Below are 12,230 nucleotides of genomic sequence, written 5' to 3'. Positions count from 1 at the left end.
AGGCCATATCACACGGCCACACGGTATTTTTCGGTCCGAGCCTGTGCGGGATTCCCACGCCGTAGATGGAGCTCGCCATCCTTTGGCAACAGCACCACGGCGGCGACGGTCTTCTCGCGGCGGATATTGCCGGTGTCAGGCACGTTGATCGGTTCCCGGCCCAAAAGCGCCATGAAATCTTCCACGCCTCCCTGCTGGCCCAGGCGATCGAGCTGCGCGACGCACGCATCCAGTCGGCGCGCCGAGCTATTGCGCGAGAACGGGTTCATCTGGTCCATCGCCACAAAGTCCTCCGACAGGAAGTGATTGGTGTGCGCCAGCGTCGCGCCCTCCCGGAGGGAAAGTCTCCCGTCGCATAGTTCGACGATAGCGCTGCGGCGTGCATCACACAGGAGCAGAGAGCGCGAACTGGCCAGCTGCGCCCCTGACAACCACTCCAGGCATGACTCTATGTCGCCGCAGGTATCGAGCAGATGCCGGATGGCGAGATAGGGCGGGATGCCGGGGCGCCACGTGCCGCCGAGCACAAGGTTGAGCCCGATCGCGAGACCGTCGCTGTTGAGGCCGAGGTAGCCTAGCAGCCCCGTGAAGCTGAGCAGCAGGACCCGGCGCGAACTGGCCCTGTGGGCAATCCGGAGAATGACTATCTGATCCTCAAGATTGCCATTGAGGTCGATCGTCTGGGCAAGCACCGGGCCGCCTTCGCCGCGCCGACAAAGGGTCGTACAGTCCCCCGCCGTGAAACGCGAATAGCCCATCACTTCACGGCGCATCTGCAGCAACATCGCCTCGTCCGGGGAAATCCCGGCACCCTCGGCTAGGCCTTCGATCTCCTCAGAGAGTGAAGGCATCGCCGCGGCGATCTTGCAGCGATAGGCCGCGATCTCCGGCTCAAGCGCCGTGAGGCTGGTCGGCTGCGGCATGACGAGGTTGAGCCGGGCCAGATCGTCATCGAGAAAGCCGCGGATCTGCTGGCGTAGCGCCGCGCCATGGGCGCGTCCAAGCTCGAACGGCGCGCCCTCAAGGCACAACGGCGTCACCGGCCCGCACCAACCAGCTCGCCGGCGGCCTGGGGCAGCTTTGCGCCCTGGAGGAGGCCGGACCGAACGACCGGCCATTCGCGGCGCAGGATGCTGCAGTAGATCGCGTCGCGGCGCCGTGCGTCCGGCATGTAGTTGAAGCTCCGCAGCACGCCCTCTTCGGTCGCGCCGATATTCTGCAGGCCCTTGCGCGCCTGGAGATTGAGCACGTCAGTCTTGAACTCCACGCGTTCGCAATCGAGCTGTTCGAAGGCTTGCTGAAGCAGCAGGAATTTTGCCCAGCGGTTGACTCCCTTCCCCCGATAGGCGCGCCCGAGCCACGACCAGCCGATTTCCAGCCGCCGGTCGGCCTCGGCCAGATTGCCGTAGGCCATGCTGCCGGCCACCGCGCCCGTCTCCTTGTCGATGACCGCAAAGACGACCCGGCGATTGGCGGCGGTGTCCTCGACCGCTAGCTGAATGAAGCGGTCGAGATCCGCATCGTTGTCGATGCGTTGCACGAAATAGCGCCAGATATCGGCATCGAAGGCGATTTCGGCGAGCGCGGAACGATCGGTGAGGGCGATGGGCCTCAGCCGGACATGCTCGTTTTCGAGCTCAACGCTGGCGAGGTCCCTGAACCAGTCAAGCGTCCTGGCCGGCGGCTGTTGTGAACATGGTGACGACATCACGCAAAGTCCTCAGATTAGCGATATCATTGTCAGTGAAGTTGAAAACGGGTATGTCCGTTTCGTCGCAGATATTTGTTATAAGGATAACCAGATTAAGAGAAGTTAGGCCATAGCTATCGAAGATATTCAAATCAATATCAATGCGATTGGCATCGATATCAATTAGTCGTCCTATGTTCTTTTTTACTATAAGTTCTATATCCTGCATGAGACCCTTCTTGTCGCGTGAGAAATTTCATTTGAGAGCCGGTCAAGAATTTCCCTGCGCTTCGGCTTGTACTGCGATGTAAGCATCCCGTTCTCGATGCTGAACGGCTCGTCCACAATCAGGAAGCTGCCGATCCGCTCATCCGGTCCGTTTAGATGGTTGAGATCGGCGATATGACGCTTGATAACGTCGCGCGCCGCCTCGCCGCGTGGCGCGCAGAGGATCGCCGAAAGGCAGTCTTCCCCCGATCCTGCAACGATGCAGTTCTCTACCTCGGCACAGGTCCGAAGCTTCTCCTCGATCGACCGGACGAGCACGTTGCGGCCATTGGCGAGCACGACGACATCGTCGGCTCGGCCCAGTATGTAGAGAAATCCATCCTCGTCGAAACTGCCGAGATCGCCGGTGCGCACCGAGCCGTCGGGCTGAAAGATGCGTTCCGAGTCGCCGGGCGCGCAGAACAGATAGCGCGTGTTCACCGGGAAGAGGCTGTGCACGACGATAATGCCGTCCTCGTCGATCGAGAGGCGTTTGCCGTCTATCGGCCTACCGACACTGCCACGCCGATGCGCGCCTGGCGCATTCTTGGTGACGATGCAGGTCTCGTTCATGCCATAGCCTTCAAAGATCGCCATTCCGCAATCTTCGAAGAAGCGTAACATCTCCGGGGAAGCCGGGGCCGAGCCGGTCCAGAGATAGCGGATCCGGGACCCCATGGCCTCGATCGCCGCGCGGTGGAGCGCCGCCGGATCATCGCTCTCGACGCGCGCCGCGATCGCCTTGCGCAGCGTCTCGAAAAAGGCGGGAACCCCCATCACGACGGTCGGTGCCTCGCGCGGCAGCGCATAATAGGCCAACTGGTACGTCGCCAGCACGACATCGTGACCATAGACGAGCGCGGAATAGACCCAGTATCGTTGTTGCAGCAGCGACAACGGCAAGAAAATGAACAGCTTGTCGTCAGACGAATGGTTGAACAGGACCTGCGTCGCACTGATCGAGCTGTCGATACTGCCGACCGTGGCCGCCAGCCCCTTGGGCTCACCGGTGCTCCCGGACGTGAACTTGATCGTCGTCACTTCGTCCGGGGCATAGACGACGGGGCTAAGGTCGCTATCCTCCGGCAGCGCCTCCAGTGCGGCAAGCAGGCCGTCTATCGGCAGGATACCGGGCGCGTCCGACGCTTCGTCGCTGAAGACAATGCGGAGCGAGTATTGCTCGGCGAGTGCGGCCGTCGGCGCGACCTTCCCAGCTTCGAAAGCGGCGGTGACCGCCTTGATCTTCAACGCGCCCAGATCGAGCAAAAGCCATTCGAGCCGGTTCTTGGCCACGATGCCGATCCGGTCCCCGGCGGAAATGCCAAGGTGCTTGAGATAGACCGCCGTCTTGCGGGCAAGCCGGTCGAGGTCGGAAAGCGACAACACGGTTCGCCCACCCGGGCCATAGATGGTGATCGAATGTGCGGTCGACGGCCGGCCATTCGCGACCCGGTTGATGATCTGTTCCATCTCAGGCCATCTCCGCGTGGGATCGCGCTTGATCGAGATGGCTGGCCATCTTACGCGGCGTGTCGAAGCGTGGCAGGTTGGCGATGGGTACGGAGACGCCGAATTCCTTGCGTATGCGCGCGAGGAGTCGGACACCCGACAGCGACGTGCCGCCCAGTTGGTAGAAACCACTGACCGGATTAATTCCGTCGTTGCGCAATATCTCGGACCAGATGTCGATAATTTTCGCTTCGATTTCGGCCGGCGGGGCCGGATCGGTTTCAATGGTCGCGGCGGGCGCGTCATCCGGTATCGCGGTCCTGGTCAGGTAGGTCCGGTCGACCTTGCCGTTGCGGGTCAGCACCAGACGCTCCAGCCAAACGAATTGGCGCGGCACCATGTAGGCGGGCAGGGCCGCTTCGAGCGCAGCGGTCAAGGTGCATTCGCCAACCACGGTTTCATCGCCCGTTTCGACGAGAAAGGCGACGAGGCTGGGACCGTCCCGCGTGTCGCGGCCAACCACAGCGGCGGCGGCGATGCCAGGCTGGTTGACCAAAATGGCTTCGATCTCTGCTGGGTCGATACGATAGCCATTGAGCTTGATCTGAAAATCGACCCGGCCAAGGATTTCGATGTTTCCATCCGGCCGATAGCGGGCGCTGTCGCCGGTACGATAGAGCCGTTCGCCCAGCGGCTCGTGGTGGAAGAACTTGGCGGCGGTCAGCGCCGGATCACCGAAATAGCCTTTGGCGACCCCCTCTCCGGCGGCATGAAGTTCGCCGGGAACCCAGTCGGGACACTCGCGACGCTGCGCATCAAGGATATAGGCGCGGTTATTCTCGTTCGGCTTGCCATAGGGGATCGGCCCGTCGATCGCGTTGGGGTCGTCGATGGGATACAGGATGTTCCAGACCGTCGTCTCCGTCGGCCCGCCCAGGCTGACGATCCGGACATCCGGCTGGAGCGCCGCGATGCGCGCCGGCAACGTCGCCGGAATGCGGTCGCCGCTCATCATCACGCAGCGAAGCGACCGTGGCAGCATCCGATCGGACGCAACGGCCTCTTCTACCAGCAGCTCCACGATCGCCGGCACCGAATTCCACATCGTAACGCCGGCGCGCGTTGCCAGATCAAGCCAGTGCGCCGGATCAGCCGCGCGGACGGCGTCGGGAATGACCAGCGCAGCGCCGGCCGAGAACGCCCCGAATATATCGAAAACCGAAAGATCGAAGCTGCAGCTGCTGACCGCGATGATGCGGTCCTTGGCGGAAATCGCGAAGCGCCTTGTCGTATCGGCGATCAGGTTGATCAGGTTGCTCTGGGTGACCATCACGCCCTTCGGCGCGCCCGTCGAGCCTGAGGTGTAGAGGACGTAGGCGAGATCGCTTTGCGCCGCATCGGCCGGGGCGAAATCCTCGGGCCGCGTATCCATTTCCGTCTGCTGGGCCGCCTCCAGAAAGGCGTCATCGATCGTCAGCGTCGCCGCGCCCTCACGGCGCAGCGCCTCTCCATGCTGCACGAGCGCGCACCGTATTGACCCGCTCGACAGCAGAGCCTCGATCCGGCCTGGCGGAAGTCCAGCCTCGATCGGCACATAGGCGGCGCCGGCGAGGCCTATCCCCAGGATCGCGACGATCTGCTCCCACCCCTTGTGCATTACAATGCCGACGAGGTCGTCGCGGCCGATGCGATTGTGGTTGAGCCAGCGCGCCACCGCGCACGCACCGGCGCACAGCTCGCCATAGGTCAGGCGCTTCGCGCTGCAATCGATCGCCAGGGCGTCCGGCGCTGCCGCGACATGCTTGAGAAAGCCGGCGTGGGGCCGCCCGAGGGGAAGGGGGACCACCGTATCATTGGCTGCCCGGCGTTGCGCCCATTGATCCGGCGGCAGGAGTTCCTGATCGGTGCGGGACCATGCCGCGTCACCGGCGGCGAGCGCGCGGAGAAGCCGCTCATAGGCCTCGGTCAGTGCGCTGATCAGCCCCTCCGGAAATAGCGCGTCCACCGAATCCATCTGGATGACGAGGGCGCCGTCGCACTCCAGTGCGAAGGCGTTGAGCCATACTTGCGGTGTCTGGCTGACCGAATAGACTTCGTTCCCCCAGGCGGCGATCGCCGAACCGTCCGGAAACGCTCCGAGCGTGCTGTTGAAGGTGAACGGCATCGCCGCCGCCTGGCCACTGCCGGCGCGCCGGCCGATTTCCCGCATGACGTCGAGACCGGAGAACTGGCGATGATCCAGCCCCTCGCGCAAGCGGGCCTGAACCGCAGCGGCGCGCGCGGCGAAATCGGCTCCGGTATCGATCTCGATCGGTAGCAGCATGCAATCGGTGAAGTTGCCGATGACGCGGTCGATATCGCCATGGGCCGGCAGTCGGTTCGCCAGGGTGACGTTGAGCGTAAAACGCTCGCCGGCACCCCAAAGCGACAAGACCTCTGAATAGGCGGCGGCGAGCGCGGCCGTCGGTGTCAGAGCCCGGTGGACCGCCTGGACCTTGAGCGCGGACCAGCGCTCAGTCTCGATGCGAAATTCATGGCGGACCGAAACCGGCTTTCCTATCGTCTCGGGGTTGCCGGTCAGCGGCAACTGCGGATGGGGCGGAATTGTCTCCAGCTGGCCCAGCCAGTAATTGCGCGCACGCCGGTAGTCTGGCGCGAGTTGCGACGTCGCGAGCGCGCGAACATGGTCGAAAAACGATACCCCCAGGGTGTCGCGCGAACCCTGTCCGTTGGGCTCGACATAGGCCTGGCGCCAATCGTCGAAGAACAGGAATGCGCTGCCGCCGTCGATGATCAGCCCATCGTGACCGACATGCAGGATCATTTCGGCATCGCTGACGATGCTCAGGCGCACATCGATGAGCGGCGCCTTGTCGGCCGGCAACACCTGGTGGGCCATTTCCGCCCGCGTACGATCCCGCGCCGCTTGCTGCGCGGAGGGGGGGAGGTCGCGCAGGTCCGCTACCGCGATCCGCACCGGCGACCGCTCCGCCGGACCGGCCTCGATCTGCGTCGCATCGTCGGCGAAGCTGGTCCGCAGCATGCCATGCCGCTCGACGACCGCGGACAGAGCCGCTTCGAGCCGAACGGCATCGAACACGCCCTCAATCTCGCGGTAGACATGCGAAGACACGCCCCCCATCGAGAAATGGTCCTGGCGGCCATAGTAATAGCTTGCCTGCATCGGCGTCAGGGCGATCCGCCCGTCGTCGCTGGTAGGTGCGGCCTGCAAATGCTTGAGAAGCTCGGATTTGGACTCGCGGATCAGCCCGATCAGCGCCGGGTCGATCGCCGAGCGCGGCCCCTCCAGACGCAGGTTCGAGCCGTTCCGCAACAAGACGAGGCCGCGTTCAGCGACGGTGCTCAGAATGCTCTCGACGCTCATATCGAGACCCCCTCTTCCTCACCGATGGCGCTCCGCTCGACCGTCAGCGCAAAGAGCGTTTCGATCGTCTCCGCTTCCAAAATGTTGCTGACCAACAGATCGACGCCCCATTCAGTCTGCAGCTTGCGTTGAAGTGTGATGGCGCCGAGCGAGGTAAGCCCGAGATCGCGCGGCGATTTTGACCGGACGGGCGCATCAGGCTCAAGGCGCAGGATTGCCCGGAGCATCGCTTCCAATGCCGTCTGTTCGACAGGTCCGGGATCGGATGGAGACGGAGCCTGAGCCTCCGCCTGCCCGGTATCGCGAGACGATGCGGTCCTCGGCACGGCGAAGAAGGGCGCGCCGGCAAGGTGTATCTCGGCGCCGGGCGGCAGCAGCGTTACGCGATCCCGCCAATGCGTCGTGGCCCCATCGGCGCCGATCGCCTCGGCCAGCTTGCCGGCAAAGCGTGGCATGACCGGCGCAGCGCATTGAGCCAACAACCGAGCCGCTGCCAGCTCGAGCGCTATGACGGTCCGCCACTCGTCATAGAGGCCGGGATTGCTGAACAGGCTCTGATGCGCTTTTGAGAAACGGATGACGTCATCGACCAATGCGTTGAGCTGATGCATCACGCCATTGAGCGAAAAGCCGTCCGCGCCATAATGTACCGTGATCGCGTCGAGTCTGGCCTGCAGCTGCGCGAGGAACGCGCTCTGGATAGGGGACCATACGCCAGCATCCGGGGCATGGCCGTCGAACTGCGAGGTAATGCGGTCCCCCAGTCCTTTCAGCCAGCGCTGCCACCGTCCGATCAATGTCTCATCAATGACGGCCTGGAAGGTCTCCAGTTCGAAATTGGTCCGCTCCGTCTCACCGCGCGTCAGGCAGAGATAGTAGCGGACGGCGTCCACCGTCTCCGACGACAGGATATCCTTGCCCCAGATTGCATGGCGCCGGCTGGTCGAAAACTTCGCGCCGTCGAGCAGGTAGAACTCATTGACGTTATATTCGATGTCGCAGACCCAATCCGGGTAGGCGAGGGCGTACAGCACGGGATACAGGATCGTGTGGTAGAAGCTGTTATCGTATCCGAAAAAGTGGACGATCTTCCAATCGCGCTGGGGTAGGTCCGCCGACCAATCCCGGCCGTGGCGGCGGCCAAGCTCCGCAATGCCATGCAGGAATCCATAGGCCATTTCGGGCCAGACCCAGATGACCTGACGCCCTTCGACCCGTTCTACCGGCGGCACCCCCCATTCGGATGGGTGAGTAACGGGTAAGTGGAATTCCTCACGCGCAAAGACACGGCGGGCGAGGTCCTGAAGCCGCGGCGAAACCTTGCCGGCGCGATGATGCGCCAGCACGGTCTCGCGGAAATCATGAAGCGGCAGAGAGAAGCGATCGGCCGCCCCTCGCACCGGATCCGCAACGGAAAGCTTGGACTTTGCATCGATGAGGTCGACACAGAGATTGGGCTCGCCGCATTCCTCGCAGATATTCCCTCCGGTCGGCGACGAGCAGTTCGGGCAGCGCCCGCCGACATCGACCTCATAGAGGTATTTCCGGGTCTCCCCATCGAAGAGCGCCGGATCGGTCCGACGCTGGACGGCACCCGAGCGAACGAGGCGCGAGAAGAAATCTTGCAGCCCTTCCCGGTAGGTTGGATCCGTTCCCGTTACGGTGAACTGGTCGACCGGGATGTCCATGAGCGAAAGCGTCGCGCGTATCTCCGCAGCATAGTGCGCGGCGACCTGCAGCGGTTCGCTGTTCTCCTGTTGGGCGCGCGCAACCACATAGCTTTGGAAATCGTCGCTCCCGGTCAGGTGATAGGCTGCGACCCCGTTCATGCGCTGGAACCGAACGAAGACGTCGGCGCCGAGATAGGGGCCGGAGAGATGGCCCAGATGCAGATCGCCGTTGGGCGTCGGCGGCGTTGAGAAAACGAAGACGGGCCGATCGATCAAGCGTTCCCTGCCGGTATTCCTGGCCGCTTCGGCCGCACGAGCCGGGTCGCGGCCATAGAGATCCAGAAACTCCAGCGGGATGTCGCCGGTGTTGCGGAGCGCGTGGGTTTCGAAGGGCTCGAACACCGCCACGGAACCTGGGCGGACGGGATGGACGATGTTGTCGACCACCAATTCGCCCTCGCCCCTCAATATGACGAATGCCTCGGCTTCGTCATGCTGGTGTGCGGTGGTCTCGCCCCCGGGCACCACGCGTCCGAAGCTCGCGGCGCCCGCTGGACCGGCAAGGCTGTCGATGGCCGCCATCCCGATGCCGAACGCAGCCGAGTAAGCGCCTTCATCCAAGGTCGTGATTTTCATCGCGTGCGATCTCCTGAGGCCGGGTGATCAGTCATCGAGCAAACTCAGCGTTTCAGCGGCGATGGCCGGTGCCAGACGGTAGCCTGATCCATTTGCTGCGCCGGCGAAGATGATCCGCCCGCTGCCGCCGATCTTGGCGACGATCGGTTCTCGACTGGGGCTATAGGCGTCGCAGAACACTCGGCCGGACCGCAATCGGTCGACCAGATCTGGTGCATACCGCCGAAGCACCGCCTGCGCCTCCTCAAGATTCTGTCGAGTGACGCCAGGCGGCGGCGCGTCGGGATCGACGTCCCAGTCGAGGCAAGTATAGCTGAAAAGCCAATGGCCACGATGCCGGAGAGGCAGCAAGAAAGCGTCCTCTTCCGGGAAGAAGACCGCAGCATCCGCATCGCCCACCGGAGCGTTCAGGTGGAAGGCAACGATCTTCTTCACGCGGATGCCCAGCGGCGCGACCATCGCACGCCACGCGGATGCATTCACCCACGGACCCGGCGCCAGGACCAGTCTGTCCGCACGCACCGTCTCGCCGGTCGAGAGCACCGCTACGGCGACGCCTTCCTCTTCCTCGATACGGACGATCGCAACGCCTTCGAGCATGGAGATCGCGGGCCGGAAATCGCGGACAAGGCAATCCGTCAGGGCTCCCACGTCGGAATAGTGGCACGCCGGGACCGACCAGACCGAAGCACCCTGCGGCTGTCCCATCGCCGCCTTTGCGCGGATCGGCGACGTTTCGATTGGCCCCGCATTGACAAACCTGGATTGAGCCGTCTCTGCGGCTGGGCCGAAAGCGACCGCATCCAGCGCCACCGGGTAGATCGGCAGGCGGGGATCGTCGGCCGCGAGCGCCTGATAATAGCGCTCGCTCGTCAGGGCCATGGCGCGTGTGCGATCGGTCCGGCCGGCCGCGAAATGCAGACCGGCGGAACGCCGTGTCGCGCCCGAACCGGCCAGGTCCCGGTCGATCGCGATAATCTCCGCGCCGGGCCGCGCGGCCAGAATTTCTCTGACGATGACGGAGCCGATGATACCCGCGCCCGCGACTATGATCCGTTCGCGCATGGCCCCACCATCACCCAGCGCGGTGCTGCTGCTCGGGCCAAGCGTGGCCCGGCTGCCAGGTCACAAACGACCGCTTCTGGGCAGCGCGCGTGCTGCCACCCCTGCTCAGCATCGCATCGATCACGCATTGGCTGCGCCACGCGATCAGGCTTAAGTTCGGCTCGGCCAAGCCGCGTTGCTGCCGCGCGGCGTTCAGCATGAAAATGCGTCGATCAGCGGGACCGTCCCACACCGCCGCAAAATTGGAGTCGATGCGGACCTCTACGTCTTCATACTCGAGACGCGGCGCGAGCGTTGCGAGGAACGGCATGGAGTGTCCGCGGAACCCGGTCGCCCATATGACGATGTCGGCATAGATGGGCTTCTCTTCCGTTCCCGCCGCATGATGGGTCACGGCCAGCTCCCACTGCCGCCCGTCGTGCCGCACCTGGTCCACGGTTCGGCCCGGCATCATGACGGGCATGTCGCCGCGATCCTCGACAAAGCGGAGCGTGTAGAGGCGCTGATAGATATCTCGTATCGTCTTTTCAGAGATGCCGTCGCTCGCCAGAACATTTCGTTCCAGGAACGCCTTCTTGAACTTCTTGTCCTTATCAAAGAAGTATTCGGAAAAACAGGGCATGAAATAGTCGTTGACGAACGGAGAATCATCAAGAGGGAGGAAGTTCTCCCGGCGCGAAATCCAGTTAACCTGCTTCGGGAGCAAGTCGTTGTCGCAGGAGATCGTATCCAGGAAGGCTTCAGCACCGGACTGACCGCCCCCGACGATAGTGACACGCTTGCCTTTCAGCGACTTTGCCCTGGCGCCATATTCGCTGACATGGAACTGTGTTGGCCCGATATGCTTCCGGGCGAAACTGGGGACATGCGCCTCGGTACCGACACCGACAGCGATGTTTTCGGCACGGATGGTGCGCTTCTCCGTTTCCACGACGAAATGCCCGTCGAACCGGATCTCGAGGACCTCTTCACCGAAATGGACGTTCTCGTTCAGATCGCATGCCCATTTCAGGTAGTTCCGGAACTCCCGCCGCGGAACCGCATCGAATTGCGCGTTGAGAAAGTGGTGAATCTTTCCCTCGGCGAATAAGTAGGAAATAAACGAGAACGGATTTGTCGGATCCGATAGCGTTACCAAATCTTTGAACAATGCCACTTGTAGCGTTGCGCCGGGAAAATACATCCCGTCGTGCCAAGCGAATTCAGGCTTCTTGTCGACGAACACACAATTAACGCCCTTGTATGGGTATATTAAGGACGCAAGACTAAGATTTGACGGCCCGACGCCGATACCGATGCAATGATGTATCATGGCTCCCCTTCGGTATTAAGATCTCAGTCAATTATGATCTCAGCACTATAGCAATATGGCACGTCAATCAGGTTCGACTGCGACCATCGAGTTAGTGTTTTAGGCCTAGCTCTCAGAGAAACTGTAACAGTAACATTTCCAGGTCGATCGAGTCCTATTGTCTCGAATGACTCAAAGCATTTCTCTCTTACGCTGCCGCAGGCGCGGCAGCGTAAATTTACTATGTAGCAATTGCACGAAACCAATACCCCGTGCAGCTCCCCCACGGGGACCCTAGAGTGCAATTTGCCGGTTTACAATCCATTCGGGAAGGCATATCCTATTAATCGTGCCCAGCGAAGCGAAAGTATTGCTCGCTGGAATTGAGATCGCGTCAAGAAAAATAGATAGCTGGTCAAAAATTGTCGAGTTGATCTCGCTAAGAGTCTGAAAATTGTAGGACGAATTATGTTATTGGCAAGCTGACGTTTTGGGGGGGTTTGTGTTTAGTGAAATTCAGATGAAAGTAGTTGTCAATCATCAGAGGCAGTATTCTATATGGCCGAATAGTCGGGATAATCCCCTAGGGTGGAGCGATGCGGACAACTTCGGACTCAAGGAGGAGTGCCTCGCCTGTATCGAGGCAATCTGGACGGACATGCGCCCCCTAAGCCTGAGGGAATTCATGTCGTCAGGTGAGCCCGGCATAAGCCCGTCCGCCCGCGCTCCAGTCATAGGCAGGACGCGGCGCGTGACACCGCAGTAGAAGAGCCAGTC

At 62.1% G+C, this 12,230-nt stretch carries 9 protein-coding genes; 1 reads left to right on the top strand and 8 read right to left on the bottom strand.

The window, feature by feature from the left end; translation table 11 throughout:
* Positions 1-8 precede the first annotated feature (8 nt).
* From ACW18A_RS09160 to ACW18A_RS09125, 8 genes are read right to left on the bottom strand one after another with little or no spacing between them, the layout of a single operon-like run.
* On the bottom strand, positions 9-1,040 hold the full coding sequence (locus ACW18A_RS09160; RefSeq protein WP_492021421.1) for a C45 family autoproteolytic acyltransferase/hydrolase: 1,032 nt from the start codon (positions 1,038-1,040) through the stop codon (positions 9-11).
* Positions 1,037-1,708 carry a GNAT family N-acetyltransferase gene (locus tag ACW18A_RS09155; protein ID WP_492021420.1) on the bottom strand — a complete coding sequence of 224 codons (672 nt, stop codon included), beginning with the start codon at positions 1,706-1,708 and terminating at the stop codon, positions 1,037-1,039. The genes ACW18A_RS09160 and ACW18A_RS09155 overlap by 4 nt, the downstream gene beginning before the upstream one ends.
* Complete coding sequence (locus ACW18A_RS09150; protein WP_492021419.1) at positions 1,665-1,919, bottom strand: acyl carrier protein; 255 nt, start codon at positions 1,917-1,919, stop codon at positions 1,665-1,667. Before ACW18A_RS09150 ends, ACW18A_RS09155 begins: the two co-directional genes overlap by 44 nt.
* Positions 1,907-3,427: an AMP-binding protein gene (locus tag ACW18A_RS09145; RefSeq protein WP_492021418.1), complete on the bottom strand. Its 1,521-nt coding sequence runs from the start codon at positions 3,425-3,427 to the stop codon at positions 1,907-1,909. Before ACW18A_RS09145 ends, ACW18A_RS09150 begins: the two co-directional genes overlap by 13 nt.
* A 1-nt stretch (position 3,428) precedes the next feature.
* A complete protein-coding gene (locus ACW18A_RS09140) occupies positions 3,429-6,791 on the bottom strand; it encodes an amino acid adenylation domain-containing protein (RefSeq protein WP_492021417.1) in 3,363 nt (1,120 codons plus the stop codon).
* Complete coding sequence (locus ACW18A_RS09135) at positions 6,788-9,097, bottom strand: class I tRNA ligase family protein (protein WP_492021416.1); 2,310 nt, start codon at positions 9,095-9,097, stop codon at positions 6,788-6,790. Before ACW18A_RS09135 ends, ACW18A_RS09140 begins: the two co-directional genes overlap by 4 nt.
* Before the next feature lie 27 nt (positions 9,098-9,124).
* Positions 9,125-10,162, bottom strand: coding sequence for an NAD(P)/FAD-dependent oxidoreductase (locus ACW18A_RS09130; RefSeq protein WP_492021415.1), 1,038 nt, complete (start codon positions 10,160-10,162; stop codon positions 9,125-9,127).
* Between the two features lie 10 nt (positions 10,163-10,172).
* Positions 10,173-11,474 carry a lysine N(6)-hydroxylase/L-ornithine N(5)-oxygenase family protein gene (locus tag ACW18A_RS09125; RefSeq protein ID WP_492021414.1) on the bottom strand — a complete coding sequence of 434 codons (1,302 nt, stop codon included), beginning with the start codon at positions 11,472-11,474 and terminating at the stop codon, positions 10,173-10,175.
* 499 nt (positions 11,475-11,973) lie between these two features.
* On the opposite strand from ACW18A_RS09125, the gene ACW18A_RS09120 reads away from it, so the two are divergent.
* Positions 11,974-12,219: an MbtH family protein gene (locus ACW18A_RS09120; RefSeq protein ID WP_492021413.1), complete on the top strand. Its 246-nt coding sequence runs from the start codon at positions 11,974-11,976 to the stop codon at positions 12,217-12,219.
* The last annotated feature ends 11 nt before the right edge of the window (positions 12,220-12,230 follow it).

The organism is Brevundimonas sp. AVps5, from assembly GCF_058681515.1.
This window is presented reverse-complemented; position numbering and strand designations above follow the sequence as displayed.